At 38.5% G+C, this 17,017-nt stretch carries 12 protein-coding genes; 3 read left to right on the top strand and 9 right to left on the bottom strand.

What is annotated here, in order from left to right; all coding sequences use genetic code 11:
- The first annotated feature begins 92 nt into the window (after positions 1-92).
- Positions 93-1,622, top strand: a complete 1,530-nt coding sequence (locus FHS59_RS01450; protein WP_184492639.1) for a SulP family inorganic anion transporter — start codon at positions 93-95, stop codon at positions 1,620-1,622.
- A 34-nt stretch (positions 1,623-1,656) separates the two neighbouring features.
- Here the strand turns inward: FHS59_RS01450 and FHS59_RS01445 are convergent, their stop codons facing one another.
- From FHS59_RS01445 to FHS59_RS01435, 3 genes are all read right to left on the bottom strand, one after another.
- Positions 1,657-2,946 (bottom strand): serine hydrolase domain-containing protein, encoded by a 1,290-nt coding sequence (locus tag FHS59_RS01445; RefSeq protein ID WP_184492638.1) that lies wholly within the window; start codon positions 2,944-2,946, stop codon positions 1,657-1,659.
- A 131-nt stretch (positions 2,947-3,077) separates the two neighbouring features.
- Complete coding sequence (locus FHS59_RS01440; RefSeq protein ID WP_184492637.1) at positions 3,078-4,580, bottom strand: S1C family serine protease; 1,503 nt, start codon at positions 4,578-4,580, stop codon at positions 3,078-3,080.
- 164 nt (positions 4,581-4,744) lie between these two features.
- Positions 4,745-5,173 (bottom strand): Hsp20/alpha crystallin family protein, encoded by a 429-nt coding sequence (locus FHS59_RS01435; RefSeq protein WP_184492636.1) that lies wholly within the window; start codon positions 5,171-5,173, stop codon positions 4,745-4,747.
- A 217-nt stretch (positions 5,174-5,390) separates the two neighbouring features.
- Between FHS59_RS01435 and FHS59_RS01430 the strand changes: the two genes are divergently transcribed.
- A complete protein-coding gene (locus tag FHS59_RS01430; RefSeq protein WP_184492635.1) occupies positions 5,391-7,916 on the top strand; it encodes a mechanosensitive ion channel family protein in 2,526 nt (841 codons plus the stop codon).
- A 60-nt stretch (positions 7,917-7,976) separates the two neighbouring features.
- On the opposite strand, the gene FHS59_RS01425 is transcribed toward FHS59_RS01430, so the two are convergent.
- A complete protein-coding gene (locus FHS59_RS01425) occupies positions 7,977-8,168 on the bottom strand; it encodes a cold-shock protein (protein ID WP_184492634.1) in 192 nt (63 codons plus the stop codon).
- Positions 8,169-8,256: 88 nt separating this feature from the next.
- Between FHS59_RS01425 and FHS59_RS01420 the strand changes: the two genes are divergently transcribed.
- The gene (locus tag FHS59_RS01420; RefSeq protein WP_184492633.1) at positions 8,257-8,751 is read left to right on the top strand and encodes a SixA phosphatase family protein; all 495 of its coding nucleotides are present in this window, start codon (positions 8,257-8,259) and stop codon (positions 8,749-8,751) included.
- On the opposite strand, the gene FHS59_RS01415 is transcribed toward FHS59_RS01420, so the two are convergent.
- The 5 genes from FHS59_RS01415 to FHS59_RS01395 form a co-directional block, all read right to left on the bottom strand.
- Complete coding sequence (locus FHS59_RS01415; protein ID WP_184492632.1) at positions 8,744-9,478, bottom strand: SDR family NAD(P)-dependent oxidoreductase; 735 nt, start codon at positions 9,476-9,478, stop codon at positions 8,744-8,746. The genes FHS59_RS01420 and FHS59_RS01415 overlap by 8 nt on opposite strands.
- A gap of 36 nt (positions 9,479-9,514) precedes the next feature.
- On the bottom strand, positions 9,515-10,909 hold the full coding sequence (hslU, locus tag FHS59_RS01410) for an ATP-dependent protease ATPase subunit HslU (RefSeq protein WP_184492631.1): 1,395 nt from the start codon (positions 10,907-10,909) through the stop codon (positions 9,515-9,517).
- A 130-nt stretch (positions 10,910-11,039) separates the two neighbouring features.
- Positions 11,040-13,514: an endopeptidase La gene (lon, locus tag FHS59_RS01405; protein WP_184492630.1), complete on the bottom strand. Its 2,475-nt coding sequence runs from the start codon at positions 13,512-13,514 to the stop codon at positions 11,040-11,042.
- Positions 13,515-13,641: 127 nt separating this feature from the next.
- Positions 13,642-15,684 carry a Kelch repeat-containing protein gene (locus FHS59_RS01400; RefSeq protein WP_184492629.1) on the bottom strand — a complete coding sequence of 681 codons (2,043 nt, stop codon included), beginning with the start codon at positions 15,682-15,684 and terminating at the stop codon, positions 13,642-13,644.
- Between the two features lie 8 nt (positions 15,685-15,692).
- The gene (locus tag FHS59_RS01395; RefSeq protein ID WP_184492628.1) at positions 15,693-16,958 is read right to left on the bottom strand and encodes a hypothetical protein; all 1,266 of its coding nucleotides are present in this window, start codon (positions 16,956-16,958) and stop codon (positions 15,693-15,695) included.
- Positions 16,959-17,017 lie beyond the last annotated feature (59 nt).

Genomic DNA, 17,017 nt, shown 5'->3' with positions numbered 1-17,017 from the left:
TTCGGTTTGTTCATTTTTATCTATCTTTGCGGCTCTCTAAAAAACACCAACTTCTTTAAAAAGTATTTTAAAGAGTTCCTCAAACCTATCCAATGAAAAAGTATCTCAATTTATTTGACTTCCGTCAACTCGTTGATTACAAAACTGAAATCCTTTCTGGATTGACTGTGGCCATGGCCTTGATTCCTGAAGCGGTTGCTTTCGCATTTATTGCGGGATTATCTCCTTTGACAGGATTGTATGCCGCCTTTATGATGGGATTAGTCACCTCGATTTTAGGAGGTAGACCGGGAATGATCTCTGGTGCAACTGGAGCTGTGGCAGTGGTAATTGTAACATTAGCCGCAACGCATGGGGTAGAATATGTATTTGCCGCTGTGGTTTTAGCAGGAATTCTTCAGGTGGCCGCAGGAACCTTGAGGTTAGGAAAATTAATGAGATTGGTTCCTCACCCTGTGATTTTTGGTTTTGTGAATGGATTGGCAATCATCATTTTCATGTCACAATTGGACCAGTTTAAAGACAATTCGGGGAATTGGCTGACTGGTTCTACCATGTATATTCTATTGGCACTAGTAGGATTAACAATGTTGATCATCTGGGGCTTACCTAAACTCACCAAAGTCGTACCGGCTTCCTTAACAGCCATTTTGGTGGTTTTCGGATTGGTGACTTTTCTAAACATTGACACCAAAACCGTAGGCGATATGGCAGCCATCAAAGGAGGCTTCCCTCCTTTTCATTTGCCAGCAGTTCCATTAACCTTCGAGACCTTACAGATTATTTTCCCATATGCAGCGATTGTAGCTGGCGTGGGGTTGATTGAAAGCTTATTGACTTTAAATATCATTGACGAAATCACTGAAACCAGAGGAAGAGGTAACAAAGAGGCTGTTGCGCAGGGGATTGCAAACATGCTTTCCGGTGTATTTTCAGGAATGGGTGGTTGTGCGATGATCGGTCAAAGTTTGATTAACATCTCCTCTGGGGCAAGAGCAAGACTTTCAGGAATTGTTGCCTCTGTTATGCTTTTGGTTTTCATCATGTTTGGCTCAAGTCTGATAGAGCAAGTTCCAATGGCAGCTTTGACAGGTCTTATGATCATGGTTTCCATCGGTACTTTTGAGTGGGCGAGCTTAAAGACTTGGAATAAAATGCCTAAATCGGATGTGTTTTTGATGGTGTTGGTCACTCTGGTGACGGCATTCCTTCATAATCTGGCATTGGCTGTTTTAGTGGGAGTAATCTTAGCAGCTTTGTTTTTTGCATGGGATAATGCCAAAAGAATCCGAGCAAGAAAATATGTGGATGAAAATGGTGTCAAACATTACGAAATGTTCGGTCCTCTTTTCTTTGCTTCCACTACTGCATTCGCAGAAAAATTTGATGTCGCAAATGATCCGGAAGAAGTGATCTTGGATTTTGCTGAAAGTAGAGTCGTGGACATGTCGGCGATCGAAGCGTTAAATAAAATAACAGAAAGATATCAGAAAGCCGGAAAAAAAATCCACTTGAAACACCTTAGTCCTGACTGTCGAAAGCTTCTTGAAAACGCTGATACTTTGATAGACATCAACGTGATTGAGGATCCTAACTACAAACTTGCAGTGGATAAAATCTAAAAAAAATGGGTAACGAATTCGTTACCCATTTTTTTTAATCAATTGCTGAAAAAACCATTTGTCTAAATTTCCAGCTGGACTGATCTCCTGTTCCACCCTGGGTTTGTTTCATCAAAATTCCGATGGTCTTCGTCACTGGATCTGCAAAATATTGGGTATTGAAATAACCTCCCCAATCGAAGGTTCCCAAACTCCCAATTCCTCCTTTTGCAACACCATTCTCATCCACCAGACCAAATGCAAGACCATAATCTTTTCCTCCATCTCCCAATAAATCACCCACTTGGTTTGACATGATTGTTTTGATGGTAGTAGAACTCAAAATCTTCACGCCATTATAAGTCCCTCCATTTAGATACATCTGTAGAAATTTAGCATAATCCAAAGCCGTAGATGATAAGCCTGCTCCACCAGAGAAGAATGTTTTGGCACCTGTTTTAGGATAATTGGGATCGTAAAAAGTTACTGGATAGGATTCCCAGGATCCATTTACTTTTCTATGAACAGTAACAAGGCGCTCACCTTGAGCATCATTCAGATAAAACCCGGTGTCTTTCATTCCCAGTGGATCAAATATTCTGGTTTTCAGGAATTGGTCAAATGGCATTCCTGATACGATTTCAATCAAATACCCCATCACATCCAATCCTTCACTGTAAGTGTATTTTGATCCTGGATCATGATGCAGAGGAAGTGCTGCTAACTTTTTGATATTATCAGAGATTTTCACTGGCTCTGTGGTAAACAAATCCACTATTCCGGCTTTATGATAAATCATTTTCATTTGCTCATTGCCATCAATTACCCCGTAACCCAAGCCAGAAGTATGCGTCAACAAGTCTCGAATTCTTATTTCACGGCTGGCAGGTCTGGTGGAATAGGTTGTATCTCCATATCGAAAACCTGTCAGGACTTGAGGGTTTTTGAATTCAGGAATATACCTGGAAATAGGATCATCCAGTCCAATCTTTCCTTCTTCCCAAAGCATCATGACAGCTGTTGATGTGATGGCTTTACTTTGAGAAGCAATTCGAAAGATCTGATCTTCCGCCATAGCAGTTCCTGAAGGCACATCAGCAAGTCCTTTTGCATCATGGTAAACGATTTTACCATCTTTGACAATCATTGCGACTAAACCGGGAACTTGATTGGAACTGACTGTTTCCTCAAGCATCTGATCGATCAGGTCTATTCTTTCCTGAGAAATACCAGGTAAAGGCTGCTTTCCGATTGGGGTAATATTGGTTGCGACCTGACCAAATGCCTGAAAAGACAATAAGGCCAAAATCAAAATTCTCCCAAAAAAGGTGAAGGCTATTTTCATAGGTTTATGGTTTTATTTAACCCTTCAAAATAGTCAAATACTTACAAACCATCATTAAGTCAGCTGAGTTTGGGCATAAAAAAACAGGCCGATAAAATTACCGGCCTGTCTTAACAATCAATCAATCACAATTAATCTAACTCCACTTCAAAATAATACTCTGTACCATCTTGGAACATTCCAAGAACTACCACATCTTCTCCAGATTTTTCATTTAAAACTTCTAGCAGATGTTCTACAGATTTAATTCTAGTTCTTCCTTCATCACTGATGATTGAGGTAATAATAAATCCAGGTCTTGCGCCAGCTTCTCTCCACTCGGACTCTCCAACTACACTGATCATGGCACCGCCATTTAATCTCAACCCTTCTTTTACCTGACTTTTCAACTCTTCGAAAACCATTCCTCCAAACTCATATGTTTTCGGGATTTCCTTTTTGATGATTTTAGTATCACCGTCAAAATTCTTCAAAGTAGCTTTAGCCTTATAGGTCTTACCATCTCTTAAATATTCAACTTCCACTTGATCACCAGGTCGTTTTCTGGCTACTAATTCCTGAAGATTAGACACATTGTTAGTTGGCTTACCATCCACTCCAATAATGATATCTCCTTCTTTCAGTCCAGCTTCCATTCCACCACTATTCTCATTCACACCACTTACATAAACACCTTGGTCGACACCAAAATCCTTATCTAAATAATCAGCTAGTTCTGGACTTACACTTTGAATAGTTACTCCAAGCAAACCTCTTTGAACAGTTCCATACTTCATCAAGTCATCCATCACTTTCTTCACCAATGTACTTGGCACTGCGAAAGAATAACCACTGAATGTTCCTGTTTGAGTGGCAATTGCAGTATTAATACCGATCAGTTCTCCAGCCAAATTCACCAATGCACCTCCAGAGTTTCCTGGATTTACAACAGCGTCAGTCTGCAAGAATGACTCAATCTGCATTTTATTTTCATCCTTAAGGATGTTTATATTTCTCGCTTTCGCTGAAATAATACCTGCAGTAACAGTAGAATTCAAGTTAAAAGGATTGCCTACTGCCAAAACCCATTCACCGATTTTAGTCTGATCTGAATCCCCAAACTTCACAAATGGAAGGTTAGTATCTTCAATTTTCAGTAAGGCAAGGTCAGTAGTAGGATCTGTTCCGATTACTTTGGCTACATACCTCTTATTATTTTCTAATGTAATATCAACTTTGGTTGCATTCTCCACCACGTGATTGTTGGTAACAATGTAACCATCTGAAGAAATTATCACACCAGATCCGGAACTCATTCCTTGTGGTGATCTCGGCTGTCTTCCTTCCGGACTAGGTAGTCCGAAAAACTCCTGAAGTGGATCTCTTTGTCCTCTATTTGGAGACTGCGTGTAGGATATTTCACTGGTAATATGGACTACCGCTGGCGTAACCACCTCTGCGGAGGCCACAAAATTAATCCCATCAGGGATAGTAAAATCTTCACCAGATAACAAGCTTACAAAACTTGCTTTCTGTTTTTCATCAAAATTATTGGCACTTTGGGGCTGCATCAAAAAGCCCACGCCTGCCAAGGCAACTATACCTCCAATGAGGGAGGCAAGTATAATTCCTATAAAGAATTGCTTTTTGCTCATGTTGTTTGTTTTTTATTATAATTCCTCAACGTTTTAAGCTGAAAATCGATCCAAATATTAATCCTACATCTAAAGTTTTCAAGCCAAATTAACAAGAATTAACCGCATCGAGGTGCTTTCTTAAATTAACTAAAAAAAATGAGCAGGGTTTCCCTGCTCATCAATTATTTTACCTCAATAGCTGCTTTTACAACTTTCTTTTCACTTTTTGGAAGATGTACTTTCAGCAAGCCATCTTCATAAGTAGCTCCTACTTCTTCTACTTTAATATCATCCGGCACAAAGAAGGATTTGCTGAAACTTCCATACTGAGTTTCCACACTATGATAGTTTTTACCTTCTTTTTTCTCTTCCATTTTTCTCTCTCCGGAAATAGTCAGTTTTCCATCGACCAATTCTACTTTAAAATCCTTCTTTTGGATTCCCGGAACTGCCAGCTGAATTTCATAAGAAGAATCATCTTCTGAAATATCCACAGCAGGATTAAATTGATTCAAAGTTGACCCCATATTTTCATTAAAGAACTTATCTAGCATACCGCTGAAAGTGTTTGGGAAATAGGGATCGGGCTGGTTAAATCTTACTAGTTTCATTTTAATATTGGTTTAGATTTTAGTGATTTTAAGTTTTGCTCTGTTAATAGAAAAATCCATTCCAACCCATTTTTACCGCCATTTAGTCTTGATTTATTGAAATATTAGATCAAAAACTGTCAATTTGACTTGATTTAAGTATATCCCTTTAGAAGAATAGAATCCTCTCAAACTATGGATACTTAATTTTTTATATATTCATGTGAAATTCCTCTGTATGTATAGATCGATAATTTTCTTCTTGCTATCATTCTTTTTATCCATAAATCTGATAGCCCAAGAAGACACTTTAAAAGTTGATAGCATCCCAAAACCAATTTCGTCTGGAAACCAGATATTCGATAGCCTTTTTCTATCTACAGATACTATTCTAAGTGTAAATAAAGACACCAGAACAATAGGTTCTTTATTAAACCGACTAATCAACAAAGCACAGCAACATGCCATCGAGTTAGGGAATATCAAATTGAAACTTTCTGAAGATCTTGACACCGTCAAGATGGCTGAAGACATTCCTACTATTCGGGATTTTATCGGCAGTATTAAAGAAAATGCAATCGAAGACCAAGAAAATCTTAATCTGAGATACCTAAAAGGAATAGACAACCTAATTGTAGCTGTAAATGAGGAAAATAATAAGTTCGCTAAAATCATAAATGATCGAGTAGTTGATTTAACAGAGGTTGGCAACACTATCACAGCTATTAAAAATGATAGTTTGTTTAATCTTTCATTAAGAGACACCACGCTAGTGCCTGTATTAAATAATGAATTAAAAACCCTAAAAAACACCCTACGAAATGTCGACAGCGTATTTTTTAATCAGGAAATTACATTAGCAAAATTTCAAGCTAGGATTAGCGAAAATGCTATCCTCCTGATGGATCTTCGCCAATTTTTATCCATCAATCAAAATAAATTAGAAAGTAAATACTGGGAAAAAGAAATCCATTATCCTTGGGAGCCTTCAGATTTTAAAAAAGAGCAGACATTTTCTGAAATTACCGTGGAATCTACCATGGTAAACTTGCTGATTCTTTTTCTCTATTTTAAAAGAAATCTTGTTACGATCATTGGGATCACTTTGCTCTTTTTCGTCATCTACCTAAAACTAAAATCAATTGTCAAGTCAATTTCTAATGAAAAGGAATTCGCATCACTAATATTAGACAGGGTAAAATATTTCAGAAAACATACTCTTGCTGCAACAGCGATATTTTCTACTCCTTTTTACCTGATAATATTCCATAGGCCACCACTGATGTTTGTTTCCATCTTATCGTTACTAATGGTAATCGCGGCAACTTTTCTGGTCAAGGAACAATTCGGAAAAAAATTCTTTACCTATTGGGTTTTATTTCTGACACCCTATTTATTAGTTGCTTTAACTGGTTTACAATGGAAAGTGGCTTATGATGAAAGATGGTTCTTAATGGTTGCATCGGTTTTATTTATAGTGATGGGGCTATTGACCTTGAAAGACCTAAGAATGAAGAATTTCCTAGGTTCTACCTTCCTAAAGATTGCTTCAGTCTTCCTAATTGCAATTGAGTTTTTTAGCTTGGTCATGAATATTTTAGGTAGATATAATTTATCAAAAACCTATGCTGTAGCAGGTGCCATCAACTTCTACCGGGCAGTTGGACTTTTCCTTTTCGTCATGGTCACCATGGAGGCTATTTATCTTTTGGTAGAATACAGTAAAAAAGGTGCCGATGGTTTTACCTCATTTTTTGATTTTCAGGATTTACAAAAAAGAATGAGAGGATTCTTGATCTTTTTCTCCGCTGCTATCTGGCTCTACGGACTTATTTGGCATTTGGGATATTTTGATAAAGTTTATCGCTTTATAAGTGAATTCTTATTTCAAGAGCGGGTATTAGGAAATACTGCTTTTGAATTCGGAAGTATTTTCCTATTCCTTATCATCCTTTTGATTTCTACCTTTTTGGCAAACAACATTGCATATTTCGCCACTATGCAGGATCAGAAAACAGCTTTGACGCGAAAACAAAGACTCGGTAGTTCTGTGCTTTTAATCCGACTCGGTGTATTGATAATTGGTTTTTTTATTGGAGCTACAGCCGCTAAAATCCCATTGGATAAAATCACTATCGTTCTGGGTGCCTTGTCTGTAGGTATTGGTTTTGGTTTACAAACGATCATCAACAACTTGGTTTCTGGAATCATCCTTGCCTTTGAGAGACCGATTCAAATTGGTGATGAGATTGTTGTAGGCCCTAATTCTGGAACTGTAAAGGATGTAGGTATCAGAGCCAGCAAAATTCAGGCTTACGATGGATCAGAAATCGTTATCCCAAATGGAGATTTGCTGTCGCAAAGTCTTATCAATTGGACTTTATCAGACAAAAAGCGACGAATCGAACTGATAATTGGTGTGGGTTATTCCTCTGACATGAAAGTAGTCCAAACTATTTTAATGGATATCCTAACCAGGAACCGAATCATGAAAAACCCTGGGCCGAAGGTTTATATGCAAAACTTTGGCGAAAGCTCTGTGGATTTCAGGTTGCTATTTTGGGTTGAAACCATGGAAATCTGGATTGAAATGAGAGCAGAAGTGATGGCTGCCATCTTTGATGCCTTCTCCGAAAACGGCGTAGAAATTCCATTCCCTAAGAGAGATCTATATATCAAAAGTATTCCTGATCCATGGGAAGAAAAGATTTCCGGACCTAATCAGGATCCGACTCCGCCTCCCCCAACGGAACAAAACAGTTAAAAAAAATCCCCTGAGTTGGTTCTCAGGGGTTTCTTAACACTATAATCCTAAAATCACTGATTAAGCGATTTTTACATTAATTGCGTTCGGTCCTTTTTTGCCTTCCTTGACGTCGTAAGTCACTTTGTCATTTTGAGCGACTTTGTCGATTAGCCCGGTTGCATGAACGAAGATTTCGCTTTGAGTTTCGTCATCAACGATAAATCCGAAACCCTTGGCTTCGTTGTAAAATTTTACTGTTCCGGTAAACATAATAAATTGTGATAAATTGTAATTGAAAGTACGCTAAATGTAAATATTACCTGAAAAAAAACAAAACAATCATTTTTTATTTGAGCAAATGAAGAAAATAATTTTGGTCAGACACGGAAAATCAGCATGGGATAGGCCATTTTTGGCTGATCACGATAGACCACTAGCTGAACGTGGGCTTCGGGATCTTCCATTGATGGCAGATCGTCTAGTAGCTCGTATGGTTAAACCAAGCCTGTTTTTATCTTCTTCTGCCACTCGAGCAGTTCAGACAGCTGAAATATTAGCCAACCATTTTCAGTATCCTTTGGAAGAAATCCAAATTGAAAAAAACCTTTATCATTCTCATCCAGAAATAATCCTAAAATATTTAAGGATGCAGAAAGATAAGTACGATACAATTTTGGTTTTTGGCCATAACCCAGGATTTAACGACCTCATTGAATACCTAGGAAAACCAATTGACAACCTTCCTACTTCGGGTCAATGTGGGTTTAAATTTGATACAGATCACTGGTCTGAAATCTCTCCCAATAACGCTAGCTTTTGGTTTATAGACTATCCAAAAAAGAAAACTAGGTAAGCTCAAAATTTCTGACATCCTGAATCACCTCAGTAAACTTTTCTGGATTCAAGATCAGATAAGCAATTTTCTTAGCAACTTCTTCTGGACTCACCAACTTACCACCTTCTTTGTAGTCGATAAACTTATCCAAATCAGGAAAATCAGCATCGTTAGATTTTCTAATTTCTTCCTGCATTTTGGTATCGATGATTCCCGGCGCAACGCTATAAAAATGCGTATTAAGTGATTTTTTCTCCTTGGCCGCAACCAAAGTAAACATGGCCAAAGCAGCTTTGGTACTGCAATATCCACCCCATCCTTCTACTGGACGGGAAGCAGCTCCTGAGCTGATGTTACACACAATTTTCTTGGTGGTATCGCTTTGATAATTTGCTAGAAAAGCGTTGGTGAGATACATAGGAGCCAATAAATTCAAATTTACCTGCTCTCTCATTTCTTTAGGCCCAAGTTGACCTATTGGTTTTACCTGACCGATCCAGCCAGCATTATTTAAAAGTACAATCTGGTCAAAATCACCTTCTGGGAAAAGGCTGGATAATTTATTCTCTAAGACTGAAAGCTCAGAAAGGTCTAGGCTAATCTGTGTCAATCGTGGTGATTCCAGCTCAAGTTTGGTTCTTGAAATGGCTAACACTTGAAACGATTCTTTGGACAGAAATAAATCTAAAACGGCACGACCAAGTCCCTGGCTGTGACCAGTAATAATTAGGAGTGATTGGGGCATAAAGAAAAAGACACCAAAATGATGCCTTTTTTAATTTTAGAGTATGTATTGAGATAAATCTCTGTTTTTTACTAAGGTGGCAAGACGCTCTTGAACCATTTCCCTAGTCACCATTATCTTGGAATTTGCCTTAATGGTATCTGGCACATCAAACAGAAAATCATTTAATAAATGACTCATTACAGTGTGAAGTCTTCTAGCACCGATGTTTTCCACTTCTTGGTTAATCAAAAATGCCAGCCTGGCTATTTCCTCAATTGCCTCCTCATTAAAATCCAAAAACACTTCTTCTGCCTCAAACAAAGCTTGGTATTGCTTGGTCAAAGCATTTTTTGGTTCTCTAAGAATTCTTGAAAAATCCTCTTGTGTTAAACTTTGCAATTCAACTCTGATCGGGAATCTACCTTGAAGTTCAGGGATCAAATCTGAAGGTTTGGCCACGTGAAAAGCACCTGCAGCAATAAACAAAATGTGATCGGTATTGATAACACCATATTTAGTATTGACAGAAGAACCTTCAACAATTGGAAGTAAATCCCGCTGCACACCTTCCCGGCTTACATCAGGTCCTCCTCCATTTTTGCCAGACTTAGAAGCGATTTTATCAATTTCGTCTATAAAAATAATCCCGTTATTTTCTGCCAATTTGATCGCTTCCTCTTTCACCTCATCAAAATCAATCAACTTTGATGCTTCCTCTTCCAACAAGACTTTTCTAGCTTCTGAAATACTCAGTTTTCTCTTTTTGGTCTTCTTAGGCATCATTCCGGAAATCATATCCTGGAGTCCCGCCATACTGGCATCGTCCATCATTCCGTTTCCGATCATCCCAATTCCTACCGGAGAAGAGGCTTTGACATTGATTTCAATCTTACGATCATCAAGTTCGCCATTCCTTAATTTCTCTCGGAATCTCTCGCGGGTTCTCTCGTTTAATTCAGCATCATTGCTTGGTTCAGAATCGGTATCAGCAGGTACAGCATTTCTGGTAAAACCAGCACTTTTTACTGGAGGAATCAAGATATCCAAAATCAATTCTTCCACTGCTTCTGCAGCCTTAAGTTTGACTGCCTCATTTTTTTCCTCTCTTACCAAAGCTACGGACTGCTCCACAAGGTCACGAACCATACTCTCTACATCTCTTCCCACATATCCAACTTCTGTAAATTTGGAAGCTTCAACTTTGGTAAAAGGCGCATTTGCAACTTTTGCCAATCTTCTGGCTATTTCTGTTTTACCGACACCTGTAGATCCAATCATCAAGATATTATTAGGTACAATATCTTTTTGAATCTCGGTTTTCACCATCAAGCGTCGAATCCTATTTCTTAGTGCAATGGCAACATTTCGCTTTGCGTCATGCTGGCCAATGATATATTTATCCAACTCCGCAACTATTTGCCTTGGAGTTAGTGAGATGATATTCTCCATGTTAGTTTGTTAGTTTGTTCCCTCTTTCACTTCAACTGCCTCGATTTTTCCTACGCGGAACATATGGTTATAGATCTATTTTTTTGAGATAAAAAAAGCAAGTCCTGAGTTAGGCATTGCTTTTTCAATCTTATGAATCTTTTTTATCGGACTTCAAATCGAACTTAATTGCTCGATCCACTTTGGTCTTGAGAAGTGCTATATCCAAGACTTCATCCACTCTGTCAACAAAGTGAAATTCAATACCTTTTACGTATTGTGGATCGATCTCCTCGATATCCCTCTTATTCTTTTTACAAAGGATAATCTCTTTGATTCCAGCTCTTTTTGCAGCCAGGATTTTTTCTTTAATCCCTCCAACAGGCATGACTTTTCCGATCAAGCTAATCTCTCCTGTCATTGCAACTTTTGCTTTCACCTTTCGCTGAGTATAAACGGAGGCCATCGCCGTAAGCATCGTAATACCAGCTGAAGGTCCATCTTTTGGTACTGCTCCAGCAGGCACGTGAATGTGTAGGTCATACTGATCAAAAACTCGATGATCTATACCTAAACTATCTGCTTGCGATTTCAGATAGGACAATGCAGTCATTGCAGACTCTTTCATCACATCACCCAACTGACCAGAAAGCGTCAACTTTCCTCTTCCTTTACTCAAGCTGGATTCGATAAATAAAATCTCTCCACCTACACTGGTCCAAGCAAGACCAGTTACCACCCCAGCCACAGAGTTGTCCTGATAAATTTCTTTATCGAAAATCTCTGAACCCAAGATTTTTCTTACTGCCTCTTTGGTGATTTTGGTATCATACTCCTCTTCCATTGCGATGGATTTGGCAATATTTCTAACCACCTTTCCAATCGCTCTTTCCAGTCCTCTGACACCAGATTCTCTCGTGTAATCCTCGATGATTTTCACCAAAGCAGCCTTCTCAAAGGTGATTTCTTTGGCTTTCAAACCATGCTCTTTTCTTTGCTTTGGCACCAAGTGACGCTTCGCTATCTCCACTTTTTCCTCTTGGGTATAGCCCGTCACTTCGATGATCTCCATCCTATCTCTCAAAGCCGGTTGAATACTCTCCAAAGAGTTAGCTGTAGCAATGAAAAGGACCTTGCTCAGATCATATTCTACTTCCAGATAGTTATCAAGGAAAGTACTGTTTTGCTCGGGATCCAAAACTTCCAAAAAGGCAGAAGAAGGATCTCCTCTGAAATCAGAAGAAAGCTTATCAATCTCATCCAAAACATAGACAGGATTAGAAATCTTCACCTTTTTCATGTTCTGGATGATTTTCCCAGGCATGGCACCTACATAGGTTTTTCTATGTCCACGGATTTCTGCTTCATCATGAAGACCTCCAAGAGACATTCGAATGTATTTTCTACCCAACGCTGCAGCGATCGATTTACCCAATGAAGTTTTACCAACTCCAGGAGGGCCATAAAGGCATAAAATCGGACCCTTTAGATCATTTTTCAGCTTTAAAACTGCCAAATATTCAATGATTCTTTCTTTGACTTTTTCCAGTCCAAAGTGATCATTATCCAAAATCGCTTTGGCATTCTTAAGGTCAAAATTATCCTGAGTAAACTCATTCCATGGCAATTCCACCATGGTTTCAGCATAGTTAAGCGCGATTGGATACTCTGCTGCAGAAGGGTTAATTCTTAATATTTTATCAAGCTCTTTTTCGAAGTGCTTCTTCACCTCTTCAGGCCAATTCTTCAAAGCACCTCTTGCTCTTAAATCTTCTACTTCCTTTTCAGGACCTTCTTCTCCAAGTTCGGTTTGAAGGACTTTCATCTGCTGGCGAAGGAAATAATCCCTCTGCTGCTGATCGATATCTGTATGTACTTTTTTCTGAATCTCGGATTTCAACTCCAGCATCTGGATGTCTTTCATCATAAATTCCAAAAGCAATGTAGCCCGATCTACTCCATCATTGATTTCCAACAAACGCTGCTTTGACTCAACTGGAGCATTGATGTTGGAAGACAGAAAATGAGTTAGGAAAGGTGTATTGTCGATATTGTCCAAAGCTACCTGAGCTTCTCTTGGAATCTCTGGATTGAGATGAAGAATGCGTGTTGCAGCATCTTTCAAGGACTCTTCAAGAGCTTTGATCTTCTTGGAACTCTTTGGGAAATTCTCTTCCAAATAATCCACTTTCGCCATGAAATATGGATCATCAGTCACCTGTTCACGAATTTTAAATCGCTTTTTCCCCTGAATAATGATTGTCGTATTGCCATCAGGCAGAACAATCATTTTGATGATTTTCGCGAGAGTCCCCACTTGGTAAATATCTTCCCATGCCGGATCATCATTGTTTGGATTGATCTGCGCGCAGACTCCAATCAATTTATCTCCTTTTTGGGCTTTCTTCACCAAACGGATCGAACGCTGTCTGCCCACAGTAATTGGAATTACGACTCCAGGAAACAGTACGGTATTTCTAACAGAAAGAATCGGAAGTTCTTCCCCATAAGATTCATTTCCCTGCTCCTCGTTTTCATCTTCGGTAATCAGCTGGATTAGGTCACCCTCCCCTGCAAATTCACCGGTCATCAAATTTTGGAACATGGAATTTTCGAATTGACTCATATAGACATATTGACAGATGGGCTGTCAGGATTTAGCTAAATTAAAAGAAGAACCTTCAAATAGCGAAGGTTCTTCCTAAAATGTCAAGGGTTATGCCAAAAGGGGATATTGCCAGATTGGCAGGGAATTAATCAGAAAAATATGCTGGATCTATTTCCACAAGGTAATTATTCCCATCATAAGCATATATCTTCCCATTTGCCTGAAATGAATAGTTCATAGCAAAACTTGAAGACTCATAGCTTCTTTCCCAAATTTTATTTTCAAAGGTTTTCATATTGAAAGCAGCCCATGATTGATGGTTAAAGCTGTATACCCAATCCCCAATTACGAAAAGCTCATTTGCTGTAGTAACACGCTCATAATACCCTAAATCCCTTACAAACTCCCAATCTTCTGTGGATTCATTAAACTTCCTGATAACCGGGTAAATGGATTGAGTTTCATCCCGGATCGTGTAGATACTTCCATTATATCGGAATGTTCTGAATAAGATAAGATAATCATCATTATCAAACTCGCGGTTCAGCTTTTCCCAAGAGTTGGATGCAAATGAATATTTAAAAACTCCCGGATCCCATGTATATCCGCCAGCTCCTTGGGTATATCCTCCCTCGTAATAAAGGTGCGTTTGGGTAGCATAGACCAATTTTGGTTTTTTGGCTTTGGAAGGTATATCTGCTAATCTTCTCAAGCCATTTGTTTTGGGATCAAACTCCCAAAAAGAACCCTGACTTTCAGAACTGCTGACAGCTCCCAAATAAATCTTGCCGTTGATGGCCGCATAAGAAAACCCTCCAGCTAGATGAAAAACACTTTCGGGAGCTTTGGCAACAATGCTTACTCCTCTCGTTTTAGGATCAATCCGATACACATTTCTTTCTAGGAAAAAATAGCCAATATCGCCGACCGTAACACCTGATTCCTGGATAAACCTGTAATCCCTGAATTCTGATGGCATTTTTAGATAATTCAAATACGGGTCTGTGAAATGTATCTCTGCAAAGTTTTGAGATTTTTGACCGAAATTGTTGGCGAAAAGTTTTAACTCCCGAGTCACAATTTCTCCATTGAAATACATCACCACTTCATTTTCCGATGAATATTCGGAATAGGCATTTATTCCGGGAATATTGGTTGAAAATTCATTTGACTGATATTGCTCGATAAAATTCGACCCCTTTACTACAAAATATTCTCTTGAAGAACCCCTGATCAATTGACCTGGCTCTAGCTCAGACCCTTTCATCTTGAAAACATCTTCCATCGGATAATCTTTTCCTCGTATCCTCAGAAACAGACTTCCATTTTTATAAATGTAGTTGTTTATTTCAGCCAAAAACCCAACTTCATTTTCCTCAAATGAGACCAAAGGCAATTCCCATCCTCCACCGGTATCATTTTTCATGATTACTTTGACTTCGTCAGAAAGAAGGTAATTACCTTTTACAACGACCTTTTCTTTGTAAAATACTTCTTGGACAGGCTGAGGAATAAATTCTGGTTCTTTAAACCTGACACTTTCCCTCAAATCTAAGGTCTTCCCAACCACTTTTAAGTTTATCGTCAACACGACATGTTCGTCATCCACTCTTTCTGTCTCAAACCAACTTGGAATTTTAATTTTAAATCCGGTATTGCTCAAATTTGAAACTAAAGCTGGTATTCCATTGACTGTTACATCATAATATGCAGGGTTTGAACTCAGCTTTTCCCCAAAGACTAAAATTGTATCTCCAAAATATACTGGTTGCTTTAATTCAATTCTATTTAACACAAATCCCTCACTTCCTTGGGCTAAAAATGAGCTTGGTTCAGAATAAATAATTCCAGCATTTGTTTTCAAATAGGCAGCGACAAAATACGTTTTGCCTTTTATAAGTCCGGTTATGGCTTTTAAGGTAAAAAACTCATTCGGTCTTCCTTGCTCGCTCACAAAGTCCCCATATCCGATTTTCGGATTTTCTCCTTCTGAATAGACAAACCCATATTCTAAAATTTCATCACTTCCATAATCAATCATTTGAGCACGGAATTCCGCACCACCTTCAGAAATATCCTGAACCATCGTGACAGAAAACCGGGGATTTGTCCTGGGTATTACCTCTTCTTTGTTACAGGAAGAAATAAGTCCTATTAAAAGGAAAAAAGCCAATAATTGACGTCTCATGACCATTTTTAAAATTTAATCCCTAAGCTTAGTGAAACAGAAAATGAATTATATTCCTTTCCGTGGTAGTTTGGCAAATAACTGATGTACATCGCTTTGGCATATTCTGCCAAGACCTCGGTATAGATGCTTTTATTCGAACCAGAATAAATATTGCTTCCTAATTTGATTGCAGGACTGAAAAGTTTAGGTCTTACATCGACTAAATCCTCATAGGTCAATACTGTTTCTTTTATGGTAAGATTGGTTAAATCTACCAAGCCCTCCTCATTTTTGAGTTTGCTAAAAACAAAACCTCCACCAAGCCCTAGATATAAATCCATGGCCTCCTTTTTATAAAATGTATAATTTAAACTTAAAGGGATTAATAAACTCCCTTGTCTAATATCCTGGGATCCGATATATAAATACGAGCCACTAATCTGGCTCACTAACCATGAGCTTGACATCAATCTATATCCCACTTTGAAATCAAAACTTAACCGTGGTGCTTTTCTAAAATCATGTAGCTGCCCACCGATCATCGCCTGAACAAAATAGGGAGACTGTATATCCACGGCTCTACCTTCTATTGCCTCTAGTGCTTTTGGAGAAACCATTCCTCCGCCAATCCCAATAGTTGGGGATACCTTCACCAAAGGGATTTTATCTACATGAACCACATAGGGATAATCTTCGCACTCGTGGAATTCAATAAAAATCTGAATTAAATCCTGCTCTTCCAAATCGGCTCGTTCTATCTTAGGCGCCAATTCAAGCCCACAACGTCCAGTCATTAAAAATTTCAAAGTACTGATATAGAGCTTTACAAATTTCTTTTTACCTGTATAGTTTTCCCTTGGAATAATTTTCAGCTCAATGATCTCCAACCCTGAATCCACAAAAAATTTATTCTTTCGCTCCAGAAGCTGGTATTTACCTGAAAACAAAATCTGAGCAAATTGAAAATCATCTGAATCAGGCAGCAATTTAGAGAGGAAAAATCTCCCATTGTCTAATCCAAAACCTTGAATTTGGTCTGGGGCGTAAGTGGTAATTTTTCCGTCTTTTTCAAACTCTATAACCTCATAATCTGAAAAATCAAAAGACCGGATAACTCTACCAAAGACTTTATTACCACTGGAGTCGAGGATAAAATCGCTTGGGATTCCTGATTTTGACGGGGTGTTTTCCAATAGATTTTTCTCGGTAAAGTCCTTTTGGCCAAAGGCCAAAAAATTGGGTAGAATAAAGAGAAAAGACAGTAAAGCTACCCGGTAATATTTGCCAACCATATATTGATTAAATAGAGTGCTAGATAATTAGTTGAAATGAGAAAACCAAAGATTTAAGA

This window comes from Algoriphagus iocasae, assembly GCF_014206875.1.
In the GTDB taxonomy this organism is placed as follows: Bacteria; Bacteroidota; Bacteroidia; order Cytophagales; family Cyclobacteriaceae; genus Algoriphagus; species Algoriphagus iocasae.
This window is presented reverse-complemented; position numbering and strand designations above follow the sequence as displayed.